General features: G+C 62.6%; 15 protein-coding genes. 9 read left to right on the top strand and 6 right to left on the bottom strand.

Translation table 11 applies throughout. The features are described from left to right. Positions 1-14: 14 nt before the first annotated feature. From obgE to rplU, 3 genes are all read right to left on the bottom strand, one after another. Positions 15-1,115, bottom strand: a complete 1,101-nt coding sequence (obgE, locus tag J7I12_RS06885) for a GTPase ObgE (protein ID WP_118229643.1) — start codon at positions 1,113-1,115, stop codon at positions 15-17. A 306-nt stretch (positions 1,116-1,421) separates the two neighbouring features. Next, complete coding sequence (gene rpmA, locus J7I12_RS06890) at positions 1,422-1,691, bottom strand: 50S ribosomal protein L27 (RefSeq protein WP_118229644.1); 270 nt, start codon at positions 1,689-1,691, stop codon at positions 1,422-1,424. A gap of 119 nt (positions 1,692-1,810) precedes the next feature. Continuing rightward, positions 1,811-2,119, bottom strand: a complete 309-nt coding sequence (gene rplU, locus J7I12_RS06895; RefSeq protein ID WP_118229645.1) for a 50S ribosomal protein L21 — start codon at positions 2,117-2,119, stop codon at positions 1,811-1,813. Between the two features lie 267 nt (positions 2,120-2,386). On the opposite strand from rplU, the gene J7I12_RS06900 reads away from it, so the two are divergent. From J7I12_RS06900 to J7I12_RS06930, 7 genes are read left to right on the top strand one after another with little or no spacing between them, the layout of a single operon-like run. Continuing rightward, positions 2,387-3,541 carry an MFS transporter gene (locus tag J7I12_RS06900; RefSeq protein ID WP_498793441.1) on the top strand — a complete coding sequence of 385 codons (1,155 nt, stop codon included), beginning with the start codon at positions 2,387-2,389 and terminating at the stop codon, positions 3,539-3,541. Next, positions 3,538-4,026 (top strand): methylated-DNA--[protein]-cysteine S-methyltransferase, encoded by a 489-nt coding sequence (locus J7I12_RS06905; protein ID WP_118229647.1) that lies wholly within the window; start codon positions 3,538-3,540, stop codon positions 4,024-4,026. The genes J7I12_RS06900 and J7I12_RS06905 overlap by 4 nt, the downstream gene beginning before the upstream one ends. A gap of 52 nt (positions 4,027-4,078) precedes the next feature. Next, positions 4,079-4,753 (top strand): site-2 protease family protein, encoded by a 675-nt coding sequence (locus J7I12_RS06910; protein WP_288907558.1) that lies wholly within the window; start codon positions 4,079-4,081, stop codon positions 4,751-4,753. 16 nt (positions 4,754-4,769) lie between these two features. Next, positions 4,770-5,756 carry a tryptophan--tRNA ligase gene (gene trpS / locus J7I12_RS06915; RefSeq protein WP_302548915.1) on the top strand — a complete coding sequence of 329 codons (987 nt, stop codon included), beginning with the start codon at positions 4,770-4,772 and terminating at the stop codon, positions 5,754-5,756. Between the two features lies 1 nt (position 5,757). Next, positions 5,758-6,195: a Holliday junction resolvase RuvX gene (gene ruvX / locus J7I12_RS06920; RefSeq protein ID WP_303192999.1), complete on the top strand. Its 438-nt coding sequence runs from the start codon at positions 5,758-5,760 to the stop codon at positions 6,193-6,195. Further along, complete coding sequence (gene mltG, locus J7I12_RS06925) at positions 6,192-7,229, top strand: endolytic transglycosylase MltG (RefSeq protein ID WP_118229651.1); 1,038 nt, start codon at positions 6,192-6,194, stop codon at positions 7,227-7,229. The genes ruvX and mltG overlap by 4 nt, the downstream gene beginning before the upstream one ends. Positions 7,230-7,269: 40 nt before the next feature. Beyond that, positions 7,270-7,506: a hypothetical protein gene (locus tag J7I12_RS06930; RefSeq protein ID WP_118229652.1), complete on the top strand. Its 237-nt coding sequence runs from the start codon at positions 7,270-7,272 to the stop codon at positions 7,504-7,506. A gap of 411 nt (positions 7,507-7,917) precedes the next feature. Here the strand turns inward: J7I12_RS06930 and J7I12_RS06935 are convergent, their stop codons facing one another. The 3 genes from J7I12_RS06935 to J7I12_RS06945 form a co-directional block, all read right to left on the bottom strand. Beyond that, on the bottom strand, positions 7,918-8,205 hold the full coding sequence (locus tag J7I12_RS06935) for a hypothetical protein (protein ID WP_118229653.1): 288 nt from the start codon (positions 8,203-8,205) through the stop codon (positions 7,918-7,920). Between the two features lie 669 nt (positions 8,206-8,874). Next, the gene (gene cydB / locus J7I12_RS06940) at positions 8,875-9,903 is read right to left on the bottom strand and encodes a cytochrome d ubiquinol oxidase subunit II (RefSeq protein ID WP_118229655.1); all 1,029 of its coding nucleotides are present in this window, start codon (positions 9,901-9,903) and stop codon (positions 8,875-8,877) included. Positions 9,904-9,905: 2 nt separating this feature from the next. Further along, the gene (locus tag J7I12_RS06945) at positions 9,906-11,222 is read right to left on the bottom strand and encodes a cytochrome ubiquinol oxidase subunit I (protein WP_118229656.1); all 1,317 of its coding nucleotides are present in this window, start codon (positions 11,220-11,222) and stop codon (positions 9,906-9,908) included. Between the two features lie 215 nt (positions 11,223-11,437). Here J7I12_RS06945 and htpG point away from each other — a divergent pair, with 215 nt between their 5' ends. After that, positions 11,438-13,405 carry a molecular chaperone HtpG gene (gene htpG / locus J7I12_RS06950; RefSeq protein ID WP_302549001.1) on the top strand — a complete coding sequence of 656 codons (1,968 nt, stop codon included), beginning with the start codon at positions 11,438-11,440 and terminating at the stop codon, positions 13,403-13,405. Between the two features lie 391 nt (positions 13,406-13,796). Continuing rightward, complete coding sequence (locus J7I12_RS06955) at positions 13,797-14,852, top strand: NAD(P)-dependent alcohol dehydrogenase (protein ID WP_302549002.1); 1,056 nt, start codon at positions 13,797-13,799, stop codon at positions 14,850-14,852. The last annotated feature ends 186 nt before the right edge of the window (positions 14,853-15,038 follow it).

Genomic DNA, 15,038 nt, shown 5'->3' on the forward strand with positions numbered 1-15,038 from the left:
TGCCGCCCGAGCAGTTACTCTCTGGTGTAGATGACCTCAATTTCAGGAAATTCTTCATCCGCCACCTGCACGGACTCCTGCGGATGCACCAGGGGCGTATGGGGTTCTGCGCTGTCGCGCAGCCGCCACAGTTCGTCCACCAAAGGCTCCAGCCCCAGGCCGTCGCGGGCCGAAATGAAGAAAACCCGCCGCCCGTCGGCCGTGGCGCGGGCCTCCAGGGCCGCCAGTTGTTCCGGCGTCAGCAGGTCAATTTTGTTGACAACCTCCACCTGGCGACGTTGCGCCAGATCCGGATCAAAACGGCGCAGCTCTTCGTTGATGAGGGTGAAGCCGGCCCAAGGGTCGGCGTCGTCCATGTCCTCGGCGCTGAGAATGTGGACCAAAAAGCGCGTGCGCTCCACATGCTTGAGGAAGCGCAGCCCCAGCCCCTGCCCCTGATGCGCGCCCTCAATAAGGCCAGGGATGTCGGCCAGCACCAGGCGCTTGTCCGGATCCACATCATTGATCATAACGCCCAGGTTGGGGGTCAGAGTCGTAAAGGGGTAGGCGGCAATTTTGGGCCGGGCCGCCGAAACGCGGCTGATAAAGGTGGATTTGCCCGCATTGGGCAAACCGATGAGCCCGGCGTCGGCCAGAATTTTCAGCTCCAGCCGCAACTGGCGGATTTCGCCCGGTTCTCCGGGCTGGGCAAAGCGTGGCGCGCGCATGGTGGAAGATTTGAAGTGCTCGTTGCCCTTGCCGCCGCGCCCGCCTGCGGCCACGGTCACCAGGGCTTCGGGGTCGCTGAGGTCGGCCAGCAGGCGTTCGCCTGCCTGGTCCTCCAGATAGACCAGCGTGCCCACGGGCAGATGCAGCACCAAATCCTCGCCTTTTTTGCCGTCGCACTGGCTGCCCTGTCCAGGACGGCCGCTCTGGGCTTCATACAGGCGCTTGAGACGGAAATCATAGAGAGAAAGCAGACGTCCGTCGGCCTTGAGCAGCACGCTGCCACCGTCGCCGCCATTGCCGCCGTCCGGGCCGCCGCGGGGCACGAATTTTTCGCGCCGGAAGGAGATGCAGCCGTGGCCGCCCTTGCCCGCGCGCACTTCAATGCGCGCTTCATCAACAAAACGCATACAACCATCCTTCCGCCGGGACGCGGGGGCAGCCGCACCGGACAACCTGTGCCCGCGTCTCAGGCCGGGACCGTTGCGGATTTTTCGGCAGGCTTGCGCCTTTACCGCGGACGTCCGGCGGGCAACCGCCAGACCGAAGCGCAAACAGCACGGCTGCGGAACCTGCCGCACCGGGCACTGGCCCATGTCCGGCCGCGGCCAGATTACTCAAAATCACAACAATAGTGCAAAAAACAAACACCGAAAGGGAAGAGGCTGTGCGGCCCCTTCCCTCAATCGGCGCGTAAAAGTGCTGCGCGGCGAAGGTTAGCCTTCGGGCGCTTCCACATGCACGCGGGTGAGCACGCGGCGCTTGCGCAGATATTTTTCAAAGCGCACCACACCGTCCACCTTGGCAAACAAGGTGAAATCCCTGCCCATACCCACATTGGCGCCGGGGTACACGGTGGTGCCCAGCTGCCGAACCAGGATGTTGCCGGCGAGCACGTTCTGACCGCCGAAACGCTTGACGCCGCGCCGTTGACCGGCGCTGTCGCGACCGTTGCGCGAAGAGCCGCCTGCTTTTTTATGAGCCATAAGAGCCTCCCAGAAAGGCCGACACCAGGTCGGCAAGGGGCGCGGCCATTGCCGCACCGGCCCAACGCGTGCCGCTGTGCAAAGCGCGCGCCACAGGACGGGCCGGTCAACCCCGAAAGTTAGCCGTTGATGCTTTTGACGCGCAGGGTGGTGCACTCCTGCCGGTGTCCGCGCATTTTGCGCGAATCATTGCGCCGCCAGCGCTTGAACACCTTGATCTTGGGGCCGCGCCCCTGGGCCACCACCTCGGCGGTGACGGCCGCGCCGTCCACATAGGGGGCGCCCACCTTGCAGGCATCGCCGCCCAGCAGCAGCACCTTGTCCAGGGAAATCTCGCTGCCGCTCTGAGCCGCGAGCTTTTCCACAACAATCTTGGAACCTTCTTCGACGCGGTACTGTTTGCCGCCGGTCTCGATAATCGCGTACATGGTCAACCTCCAAAACGGGAAAGGTTTATTTGCCCCAGCGCGGCCCAAAAGTCAAGCCCGTCGGGCCAATTTCCCACACGGTTTTTGATGCAGCCCCAAAGAGCCACGGCGGGCCCTGAACTTTGTCCGTTTTTTTTCACGGCTGCACGGCCAGCAGACGCTTTTGCGGCAGTGCGCAAAGGGAAAGGAGGAAGGCCTGTTCGGCGCAGACGCAAGACCAGACTTCTCTGGTATTGTTTTCCTGTCGGTTTCGTGTAGCCTGCGGCCATGGACAAAAAGAAGATACTTCTTGTTTCGCTGGGGCACCTTTCCTGTGATATCAACGGCGGCGCGCTGCCGGCGGTGCTGCCTTTTCTGCGTTCGGCCTATGGCCTGAGCTACCAAGCCACAGGCGGACTCATGTTTGCCTATTCCTGCCTTTCTTCATTGATTCAACCTGTGTTCGGACTGTTGGCCGACCGGTTTTCCAAGCCCTGGTTCATCCCGTTGGGCGTGTTGCTGGCCGGCGGCGGTCTTGCCCTGGTGGGCTTTATGTCCAGCTACTGGGCCATTTTTCTGGCCATTGCCGTAAGCGGCGTGGGCGCGGCCCTGTTTCATCCCGAAGGCGCGCGCTTCGCCAATAAGGTTTCGGGTGAGCAGAAGGGGACGGGGCTGAGCATCTTTTCCATCGGCGGCAACAGCGGTTTTGTGCTGGGGCCGTTGCTGGCCACGGGCATTCTGAGCGTATTCGGCCTGCGCGGCACCACGATTTTTGCCGCCATTGCCGTGGTCATGGCTTCGGTGCTCCTGACGCTCATCTGGCGCATGCGCGTCCCGTCCGGCGGCGGGGCCATAATCACGGAGGCCCCAGGCGTCAACAACTGGCCGGAATTTTCCAAACTTACCGTGGCCATTGTGGCCCGCTCCATCCTGTTTGCCGGCTTCAATACCTTTGTACCCCTCTACTGGGTCAATGTGCTGGGGCAGTCGCGCACGGCCGGGGCTCTGGCCCTGACTTTTTTCTGCACCTGCGGCGTGGTCAGCAACTTTTTCGGCGGATTGCTTTCGGACAAATACGGCTACCGCACCATTATCCGGCTGTCCTATACCCTGGTGGCCCCCGTGGTGCTGGCCCTCAGCCTGGCTGGCTCGGTCTGGGCCGCCTGGGCTTTGCTGCCTTTTCTGGGCTTTACGCTTTACGCTCCCTTCAGTTCTCTGGTGGTGCTGGGGCAGCAGTATCTGGCCAAGAACATCGGCTTTGCCTCCGGCGTCACTTTGGGCCTGGCCACCAGCCTGGGCGGGGTCATGGCCCCGCTGCTGGGGTGGATAGCCGACCATCAGGGCCTGCCCCGCGCTTTTCAGTTTCTGGCGGCAGTAGCCTTGCTGGGCGCAGTTTTCGCCTATACCCTCAAGCCTGTGGCCAAGAAGGAGCAGACTGCATGACCTACGCTCTTGTCCGCCGCCTGTTCCCTCTGGGGCGGGTGCGTTTTGTGGAAGAAGACGGTGCGCTGACCCGGCTGGAACTGGAAGGCGAGGGCAGCCTGCCGCCTCTGCCGGATGCAGAAGAACGCGCCACCCCTCTGCTGGAAGAGGCCTGTGCCCAGCTGATCGACTATCTGGCAGGCACGCGTCGTGAATTTGACCTGCCCCTGGCCCCCCACGGTACGGCATTCCAGCAAAAGGTCTGGCGGGCGCTGCAGGACATACCCTACGGCGCCACCCGCGCCTACAGGGAAATCGCTGCGGCCGTGGGCTCACCGCGCGCCTGCCGGGCCGTGGGCCTGGCCAACAACCGCAATCCCATTGCCGTGGTCATCCCCTGCCACCGCGTCATCGGCGCGGACGGGCGCCTGGTGGGCTACGGCGGCGGCCTGGACATCAAAGAAGCCCTGCTGCAGCTGGAACGACGCATGGCGGACCGCGACTGAATGGGCGCCGGGCCGCCCTTGCCGGGAAAGCGGGAACATGGTACCCGCATCTATGCTCAATTTTGACCTGACCCATGCGTTAAATCTGCTGGCCGTAGCCGCTGTGCCTGCCCTGCTGGGCATCATTCTGCACGAAGTGGCCCACGGCTGGGTGGCCTCCCGTTGCGGCGACCCCACGGCGCGCATGCTGGGGCGGCTCACGCTCAACCCCCTGCCGCACATCGATCCCGTAGGCCTGCTGGTCTTCGGCCTGACCAGCCTCACGGGCAGCTTTGTCTTTGGCTGGGCCAAGCCCGTGCCCGTCAACCCGCGCTACTTTCACAAGCCCGCCCGCGACATGATGCTGGTGGCCCTGGCCGGGCCCCTGACCAATTTCCTGCTGGCCGGGCTTTGCGGGGTGCTGCTCTGGCTCACGCTGACCCTGCTGCCGCCCCTGCAGTGGCAGCACAGCACGGGCTACATCTTTGCTCTCAAGACCCTGCAGGCCGGGGTGATTATCAATTTTGGCCTGGCCTGGCTCAACCTGTTGCCCATTCCGCCGCTGGACGGCAGCAAGGTTGTGGCCTATTTTCTGCCCATGAACGCGGCCCTGCGCTATTTGAGCGTGGAGCGCTACGGCTTTGTGATCCTGCTGGCCCTGCTCTTTACCGGGCTGCTGGGCCAGGTGCTCGGCCCCCTGGTGAGCGGCAGCGCCGTGGGCCTGTTGTCCCTGTTGGGTATTCTGTAAGGAAAGGACTCTGTTGATGAACAGCAAACCGCGCACTGTTTCCGGCATGCGGCCCACGGGGCCCCTGCACCTTGGCCACTACTTCGGCGTGCTCAAAAACTGGGTGGAACTGCAGCACACGGAAGAAGCCTACTTTTTTGTGGCCGACTGGCACGCCCTGACCAGCGACTACGCCGACCCCTCCAAGGTCCGCCGCAACATCCACGAAATGGTCAAAGATTGGGTGGGCGCTGGCCTGAACCCGGAAAAGTGCGTCATCTTCCGCCAGTCCCACGTCAAGCAGCACGCGGAGCTTTCTCTCCTGCTGTCTATGGTCACGCCCGTTTCCTGGCTGGAGCGCAACCCCACCTACAAGGAACAGCAGCAACAGATCAGCAACAAAGACCTGGGCAATGCGGGCTTCCTCTGCTATCCCGTGCTCATGGCGGCGGACATCCTTATGTACCGGCCTCACGGCGTGCCTGTGGGCGAAGACCAGCTGCCCCACATGGAGCTGACCCGCGAAATCGCCCGGCGCTTCAACAATTTTTACGGCGAGCTCTTCCCCGAACCCCAGGCCATGCTCACCCCGGCGGCCAAGTGCCCCGGCCTGGACGGCCGCAAGATGTCCAAAAGCTACAATAACGGCATCTTCCTCTCGGACAGCATGGACGACATCACCGAAAAAGTGCGCGGCATGTTTACGGACAAGGCCCGACTGCGCCGCAGCGACCCCGGCAACCCCGACGTCTGCAACCTCTACCCCTACCATGTGCTCCTGAGCAGCCCCGAAGAGCAGGCCCAGATCCGTCAGGGCTGTACCTGCGCGCAGCTGGGCTGTGTGGACTGCAAAAAAATCTTCCTCAAAAATCTTGCCGTCTTCCTGGGGCCTTTGCAGGAACGCCGCAATGCTGTGGAAGCCAAACCCGGTGCGGTGGAAGAAATTTTGGAACGGGGCAACGAGCGCGCCCGCGCCTTTGCGGAACAGACCATGGAACTGGCGCGCGAAAAAATGGGGCTGTAATGTGAAGCTGGTGGCCGTGGACTACGGCCTGGCCCGCACGGGGCTGGCTGTGTCCGACCCGGAAGGGCGGCTGGCCTTCCCCCTACGCACCCTGCGCCTGGCCGACCACCCCGACCGCAAGGCGCTGCTGGACGCTCTGGCCCAGGCTATCCTGGCCGCCGGAGCCGAGGCCGTGGTCATGGGCCTGCCCCTGCTGGCCGACGGCGGGGAAAGCCTGACCACCCGCCAGGCGCGCAATGTGACCCGACGTCTGCAGCGCCGCATCCCCCTGCCGTTTTACTTTATGTCAGAGGAACTGAGTTCCGAAGAGGCCTGGGACGACCTGCGCGCAGCCGGGCTTGACGCGCGACGGCGCAGGACCGTACTGGACCAGCAGGCCGCCGTGCGCATTCTGGAATCTTTTCTGGCCCTTGCGCCGCAACAGCGGAGACCGGCATGAAAACCTTTCTGCGCCTTGTGGGGCTGCTTCTGCTGCTGACCGTGGCCGGCGGCGGCTGGCTGGCCTGGGAGGCCCACCACTTTCTGACCACCCCGCCTGCCGCATCCGGCGAGAACGTCTTTTTTGACGTGACCCCCGGCGCGCGCCTGGACCAGGTGGCCGCCCACCTGGCCCACCAGGGTCTGGTGACCGACGCCCGCCGCTTCGGTTACCTGGCCCGCTACAAGCATTGGGAAAACCGCCTCCAGGCCGGGCGTTTTGCCCTCAATACGGGCTGGACGCCCGACAAGGTGCTGGACACCCTGGTCAACGGGCAGCCCGTGCTTTTCCGCGTCACCGTGCCCGAAGGCCTTACCTGGTGGCAGACCGGCCGCCTGCTGGAAGACGCCGGGCTGGCGCGCTTTGAGGACTTTCGTCAGGTCATCATGGACCCGGATTTTCTACGGCACTACGGCATCCCCTTTGCCACGGCCGAGGGCTTTCTCATGCCCGATACCTACCTGCTGAAAAAAGCCGACGTGCTGGACTTGGCCCAGGCCCGGGCCGTAGCCGGCCGCATGGTGGACAATTTCTGGCGCAAGGCCGCCGGCCTCTGGCCGGACGGCAAAAAACCCGATGCCGCCACGCTCAAAACCTGGGTCATCCTGGCCTCGGTAGTGGAAAAGGAAACCGCAGTGGAGGACGAACGCCCCCGGGTTTCCGGCGTGTACCAAAACCGTTTGCAGAAAAACATGTTGCTCCAGGCCGACCCCACAGTCATCTACGGACTGGGGCCCGCCTTTGACGGCAACCTGCGCAAAAGCCAGCTGGACGACGCCGCCAACCCCTATAACACCTACCAGCGGCCCGGCCTGCCGCCGGGGCCCATCTGCTCCTTCGGCCTCACGGCCCTGGCCGCCGCCATCCACCCGGAAGCCCACAAGTATCTCTACTTCGTCGCCAAAACCGACGGCGGCGAACACGTCTTCAGCACCAACCTCAACGACCACAACAAGGCCGTACGCCAATACCTGCAAAACCGGCGCAAACGCTGATCCGCGTTGCGCCGCTCCAGATCCGCCACAGGAGGCCACCGTGAAGTACTTGATCGTCGAAGATTTCTCCGGCCAGGCCGTACCCTTCATCTTCCCCCGTCGCGTGGACCACGGCGACATGCGTGAGCAACTGCCTTACAGCCGCGTCATCGCCGCCGGCTTTGTGGAGCTGGGCCCTCAGGGCTTTGTCTGCTCCGGCGGCAACCCGGAGCTGGGCCTCAACGCCCGCCCCGGCGAAGATGCCGCCATCATCGCCGAAGCCCTGCGCCAACGCTGACGGCGAAACTGCAGAGCAAAAAGCCTCGTTGCGGGAGGGGACCTCTGTTCACAAAAGTTTCCTCACCTCCCCACGCCCCCATCGTTCACGTTCTGGTACGTGTACCGAGGACACGAAGAAACCAGACCATCCTGCCCGCAATAGAGCATTTAACACTTGAAATGCTCGCTTACGGCAGGCAAAAGCCTGCCTTCTCGCATTTTGTGGCAAGGATTTTCAAGAAAATCCTTGCAGAGCAGTTAGCTCATTTCATTCGCTAACTGCTCTAGCAGGCGCTGCTGTCTTTGCCCGTAACTTCCTTCGTCGTAATGGGCCAAGCTCCTGCGTCGTAACGGCTGCAGCTAGGCTTGCGCCTCCACGGCGGGCGTCTCTGCTTACGCAACCGCCAGGGCATTGCAAAGGTAACAGGCCCTAATACCAAAGCGTCTTCAGCTCCGCATCGGTCACTCCCAAGCGGTGCATGCACATCTCAAAATAGGCCCGCCAGGGAAAATAACGGCTGTTCCCCCGCCATTCCGGATTCATCTGGCTGGCCTCCTGGCGACATTGGGCCTCGGCCATGCGCACTTGTTGCTCTTCAAACGTCAGGGGGCGTTGTACGCCGCGCTGGGCGCAGCCCAAGGCCGCAGCCAGCGCCAGGGCGCAGAGCAGTACTGCGGCCCTGCGGCAAACATAGGTCCAAAGGCGGTGCCAGCTCATGATAAAGCCCCTCCAGGGCTGTATGCGGCAGGCGATAACTGCGCCCGCACGATGTTCGCCATAATGACCCGGCGGGACCGCGACAACGCAGGCGTCCGCCACAAACGCACGGCAAGCGTAGGCTGGACAGAGGCTCCTGACAACTCCGCCCCGGACGCGCCCCGCCAGCCGCAGCCAGGGGACAGCCATGCCCAGCAACGCCCGCCGCATCCCGGTGGACGCGGCGCTGCGCAGTTTGGTCCCTGACACGAAGACGGCCCCGCCCGGGCGGGAATAGTACTCTTACGGTACAGCCCCGCCCCGGACGCGCCCCGCCAGCCGCAGCCAGGGGACAGCCATGCCCAGCAACGCCCGACGCATCCCGGTGGACGCGGCGCTGCGCAGTTTGGTCCCTGACACGAAGACGGCCCCGCCCGGGCGGGAATAGTACTCTTACGGTACAGGCCCGCCCCGGACGCGCCCCGCCAGCCGCAGCCAGGGGCAGCCATGCCCAGCAACGCCCGACGCATCCCGGTGGACGCGGCGCTGCGCAGTTTGGTCCCTGACACGAAGACGGCCCCGCCCGGGCGGGAATAGTACTCTTACGGTACAGGCCCGCCCCGGAAGGGGCCGTCGACACAGTCAGGGGGCAAAAGGCGCGCGCCCCGCCCACCGGGATATACTTATATGCTAGTAGGCGTGCTCATCCTCCTGCACATACTCCTTGGTAACCGGCGCGGAAAAGAGCCGGTAGGTCCAGAACTGGTAGGCCAGCACAATGGGCACCATGACGAGCGCCACGCCCAGCATGATCTTGAGGGTCAGCTGGCTGGAAGCGCCGTTGAAGGCGGTTATGGTGGCGGCCGGGTCAATAGAGGAGATGATCATGCCGGGGAACATGCCCATGACCCCGAAGAAGGTCACGCCCAGAATGAACACGGCGCTGCAGCCCCAGGCCAGCCACAGCTTGCCCGCACGCAGCATGACCCGCACGCCCACAAGCCCGGCCAGGGCCAGCACGGGCAGCAGCCACAGGGCGGGCATGGCCAGATAGTTGTCAAAGAGCCTGGTGTACAGGGCGGAAAGCGCCAAAAAAGCCACCAGCAGCACCAGCATAACGGGCCAGGCAAAAGTGGCCGTGGCCAGGGCGCGGGTCTGCAGGTCGCCCCGGCTCTTGATGGACAGCCACAAAGCCCCGTGCAGCACGAACATGCAGAGGAAGAACACCCCACCGGCCAGGCCATAGAGGTTCAGCAGACCCAGCAAATTGCCGTGGTACACGCCCTGGGCGTCCACAGGAATGCCCATGAAAAGGTTGGCAAAGGCCACGCCCAGCAGCACGCAGGGGATGAGGTTGGCGATAAAGTGCACGCCGTCCCACAGGGCGCGCCAGCTGTCGTGCTCCACCTTGTTGCGGAATTCAAAGGAAACCGCGCGGAAGATGAGGGCAAAGAGCAGGAGCAGCAAGGGCGCGTACAGCGCGCTGAACATAACCGCATAGACCTTGGGAAAGGCCGCAAAGGTCACGCCGCCGGCGGAAATGAGCCAGACTTCGTTGCCGTCCCAGAAGGGTCCGGCGGCGTTGTACATGATGCGGCGCTCGGTTTCGTTTTTGCTCAGGAAAGGCAGCAGGCTGCCCACGCCCAGGTCAAAACCGTCCAGGATGAAGAACACGGCCCAGAGCAGCGCCCAAAGCACGAACCAGATGGTTTCCAACATGGCTACACCTCCTGGGCGTCGGGGCCCTTGATTGCGTATTTGCGCAGCAGGTAAATATCCAGAATGCCCAGCAAGGAATAGACGACGATGAAGGCCGCCAGCGAAATCACCACGTTGTCCGCGGGCACGGGCGAAACAGCGTCGGAAGTGCGCATAAGATTATAGACGATCCAGGGTTGCCGGCCGATTTCAGCCACAGCCCAGCCGGCCATGATCCCGATATAGGGCAGCGGGATGCTCCAGACCAGAGCCTTGAGCAGACCGCTGCAGGGCATGTCGCGCTTGCGCTGCCAAAAAGCCGCGAAGGCCAGCAACACAAACAGGCCGCCCAGCCCCACCATGAGGCGGAAGGTAAGGAAGGTGGGCAGCACCGGCGGGCGGTCCTGCACGGCAAAGTCCTTGAGGCCCTTGACCTCGGCATTGGCGTCGCCGTAGGCAATCCAGCTCAGCAGGCCGGGAATGCCCAAAGCCTGCACCTTGTTGCCCTCGTTGGCCTCGTCAGGCCAGGCCAGCAGGTAGAAGGGCACGTTGCGGCCCGTTTCCCAGTGCGATTCCAGGGCCGCCAGCTTGGCGGGCTGGTAGTGGGCCACGGTCTTGCCCTGCTGGTCGCCGGAAAGGGCCAGCAGCAGCACCAGAATCAGGGTAAACGGGGCCGCCATGCGGAAGGAACGCTGAAAAAATTCCTTGTGGCTGCCGCGCAGCAGGTGCCAGGCAGATACGCCCAGGACAAAAAAGCCGCCCAAGGCCCATGAAGCGATGACGGTGTGGGCGTACATGCCCCAGGCGTAGCCATTGAAGACCACGTCCCAAAAGTTGGTGAGCTCGGCCCGGCCCATGCTCTCGTTGATGGCGTAGCCCACGGGATTCTGCATAAAGCCGTTGGCCAGGATGATCCACAAGGCAGACAGGTTGCCGGCAAAGGCCACAATGTAGATGGCCGCCAGGTGCATTTTTTTGCCCACGCGCTCCCAGCCGAAGTGCCACACGGCCAGAAAGGTGGATTCGAGAAAAAAGGCCACGGTGGCCTCAATGGCCAGCAGTGAGCCGAAAATATCGCCCACATACTCGGAATAACGCGACCAGTTGGTGCCGAACTGAAATTCCAGCGTGATGCCGGTCACCACGCCCAGAGTGAAGTTAATGAGAAACAACTTGCCCCAGAATTTGGCCTGATTTTTCCAGAAGACGTCCCCCGTACGAACGTACCGAGTTTCCATCCAGGCAAGGATTACAGAAAGCCCGAGCGTCAGGGGGACAAAGATGAAGTGGAAAAATACGGCCACGGCAAATTGCAGACGCGAAAGCATGACAACGTCCATTGGGCCCTCCTTGCTATATGCTTACTGCGCCATAGCTTTATTTTTCACAAAAAGCAAGTAATTATGAATAGCAACATGGCGGTTGCACGCGCCTGGCGCTGCGAATGGCAACGCGCGCTCTTCTGCAAAGATTTTTTGCGCTCCGCCCCGCCGCCCTCTTGAAAATTACAAAAGCGGCATTATGTTCCAGCATATCCATATTCAGGAGGTTTGTCATGGCTGAGGCAGGCAAAAAATCCCGCCAGTTCCGCGCAGAAGTGCGCAAAGTTCTTCACATTCTGACCAATTCGCTGTACACCAACCGCGAAATTTTTTTGCGGGAGCTCGTATCCAACGCCTCCGACGCGCTGGACAAATTGCGCTACCGCATGAACCGGGGCGAAAGCCCCCGCCTGCCCGATCTGCCGCTGGAAATACGGCTGACTCTGGACAAAGAGGCAAAAATCCTGACCATCGCCGACACGGGCGTGGGCATGACGGCGGAGGAACTGGCCGAAAACCTGGGCACCATCGCCAAATCCGGGTCGGAACAGTTTTTGGCCGATCTGGCGGCCCAGGCTCCCAAGGCAGGCGAAAAAACGGCGGACGACGACGCGGACGAAACTACGGCCGCTCCGGACGCGGCCAATATCATCGGCCGCTTTGGCGTGGGCTTTTATTCCGTTTTCATGGTGGCAAGCAAGGTGACGGTCACCTCCCGTCCCGCCTTTGGTGAGGCAGGCGATGCCCAGGTCTGGACCAGCGACGGCCTGGGCACCTACACTGTGGCCCCCAGCTCGGAGGCGGAACCGCAGCGCGGCACGGTCATCAAAATCTGGCTCAAGGACGACGCCACGGAGTTTGCGGAAAAATTCCGCGTGGAATCGGTCATCCGCAAGCATTCGGCCTTTGTGCCTTTCCCGGTCTTTGTGGACGGCGAGCAGGTCAACACGCAGCCCGCGCTCTGGCGCGAGCCCAAGTTCTCCATCAAAAAGGAACAGTACGACGCCTTTTACAAGGCCATCACCTACGACGCCAAAGACCCTCTGGACGTGCTGCACTTTTCTGTGGACGCGCCCGTGCAGTTCAACGCCCTGCTCTTCATCCCCGACAGTCCGCAGGACTTTTTCGGCATGGACAAGGACTTCTGGGGGCTGGATCTCTACGCCCGGCGCGTGCTCATCCAGCACCGCAACCAGGAGCTCATCCCGGACTACCTGGCCTTCCTCAAGGGCGTGGTGGATACGGAAGACCTGCCCCTGAACATCTCGCGCGAAACCCTGCAGGAAAATATCCTGCTGCGCAAAATGAACCAGGTTATCGTCAAACAGGCCCTGAACCATCTGGAAAAGCTGGCCAAGGACGATGCGGAAAAATACCTCCGGTTCTGGAACCTGCACGGCAAGATCCTCAAACTGGGCTACCGCGACTTTCCCAACCGCGAACGCCTGGCCGCTCTGCTGCGCTTCAACAGCTCCACCCTGCCCGAAGCCGCGGACCTGACCAGCCTGGACGAATACATGGGCCGCGCGCCAGAAGGACAAAAAACCTTCTGGTATGTGGCCGCGCCCAACCGCGAGGCCGCCCGCCTCAACCCGCACATGGAACGCTTCCGCCGCAAGGGCCTGGAAGTGCTCTGCCTCTATGAGCCCGTAGACGAATTCGTTATGGACGGTCTGGGCAAGTATAAGGACTGGGAATTCAAATCGGTGGAAACCGCTGCGGACGACGCCCTGGCCGCCTTTGCCGACAAAGAGGAAGCCCCGCACGAAACTGCGGCCCCACTCTCCGAGGACGACAGCACGAACTTTGACGCGCTGCTGACAAAAATGAAGGACATTCTGGGCGACAAGGTTACGGAGGTGCGCGTTTCCCACCGTCTCACGGACAGCGCCGCCATGCTTACGGCCCCGGACGGCGGCATTTCCTCCTCCATGGAAAAACTGCTCAAGGTCATGCAGCGCGACGACACCCTGCCCGTCAAAGTGCTGGAAGTGAACCGCGACCACCCCCTGCTGCGCAATATGCTGCGCATGTTCAAGGCCGACCGCGACGACGCCGTGCTGGCCGAGATGGTCCAAGGCCTCTTTGACGCCAGCCTGCTGCTGGACGGCTATATCAAAGAACCCCAGGCCCTGGCCGCCCGTAACGGCAAACTGCTGGAACAGGCCGCCGCCTGGTACGCCGAAGTACGCAAGCTGTAACGGCGCTAGCCCCGGCGGGGCAGATTTTACTGCCGGTGGTAGGGAAGGGAACTCTTGTAAACAACAGTTCCCTTCCCTACCACATCCCCATCCTTCAAAAAACTTTCCTCCTCTCGACAGAAACGCACGTCGCGCCCTGGCCGTAACGCCTTCGCCGCAGCCGCGTCACAGCACTACAGCGCCGTCCCTTTCCCAAAAGCCGCTCCCCGGCCGCAGAAAAACGCCAGGGCAGAGGCTTGCAGCGCCTTTTCAAGGCTTACTAATTCTGTGATTTCATACAAGTGAAAAAAATAACTTGAATCAAACCCCAACCTGACCTACCCTTCAAGCACGCACGGAAAACATCCACCGGCCCGCGCCAACCCGCGCCGGGCCACGCAAGGAGGCTTGCATGAAAGGTTTGGCCATGCTCCACCTGGAAGCAATCGGTTGGATTGAAAAAGAAGCGCCCGCCTGCGGGCCGCTTGACGCGCTTGTCCGGCCCCTGGCGGCGGCGCCCTGCTCCTCGGACGTGCATACCGTGTGGGAAGGCGCCATGGGCGACCGCCACAACCTTATCCTTGGGCACGAGGCTGTGGGCGAAGTGCTTGAAACAGGCGCGCTGGTGCGCGACTTCAAACCCGGCGACCGCGTTCTGGTGCCGGCCATCACGCCGGACTGGAATTCCCTGGAAGCGCAGGGGGGCTATGCCATGCACTCCGGGGGCATGCTGGCGGGCTGGAAGTTCTCCAACTTTAAGGACGGCGTGTTTGCCGAAGTTTTTCATGTTAACGATGCGGACGGCAATCTGGCCCATCTGCCCAAGGGCATGGATCTGGCCGCAGCCGTCATGCTCAGCGACATGGTGCCCACCGGCCTGCACGGGGCCGAACTGGCCGACGTGCAGTACGGCGATGCCGTTTTGGTGGTGGGCATCGGCCCGGTGGGACTCATGTCTGTGGCCGGAGCGGCCCTGCACGGCGCGGGGGCCATCTACGCCGTGGGCTCCCGCCCCCTGTGCCAGGAGGCCGCCAAAGGCTACGGCGCCACGGAAATCATCGACTACCGCGACGGCTCGCTGGCGGAACAGGTCCTGGCCCTCACCAAGGGCCGCGGCGTGGACAAAGCCATCGTGGCCGGGGGCGATGTGGACACCTTTGCCGACGTGCTCAAAGTTCTCAAACCGGGCGGACGCATCGGCAACGTCAACTACCTCGGCTCCGGCGAAGCCGTGCGGCTGCCGCGTCTGGAATGGGGCTGCGGTATGGGCCATAAATTGCTGACAGGCGGGCTTATGCCCGGCGGACGCCTGCGCATGGAAAAGCTGGCCGCCCTGCTGACCCACGGCCGGCTGGATGTGCAGCCCCTGCTGACCCACCGCTTTACCGGCTTTGATAAATTGGAGGAAGCCCTGCTGCTGATGAAAGACAAGCCGCGCGACCTCATCAAGCCCGTGGTCATGATGTAAGCCGGGCAGAACAGGATGTTGGCGGGGCGCGGCGCAAAACTCCACGTGCGCCGCGCCCCGCCTGAAAGTCGGATTTTCACCCGTCGCACGCGGCCCCCCACCTGCGCATAACTGCAGCATGCCCTTCCTGCGGCCTGACGCACAGTTACGCAGAAAAAATAAGATTCTGCAACGGTCTCTTTCTGT

Origin of the sequence: Desulfovibrio diazotrophicus (assembly GCF_902498985.2) — a bacterium.
In the GTDB taxonomy this organism is placed as follows: Bacteria; Desulfobacterota; Desulfovibrionia; order Desulfovibrionales; family Desulfovibrionaceae; genus Desulfovibrio; species Desulfovibrio legallii.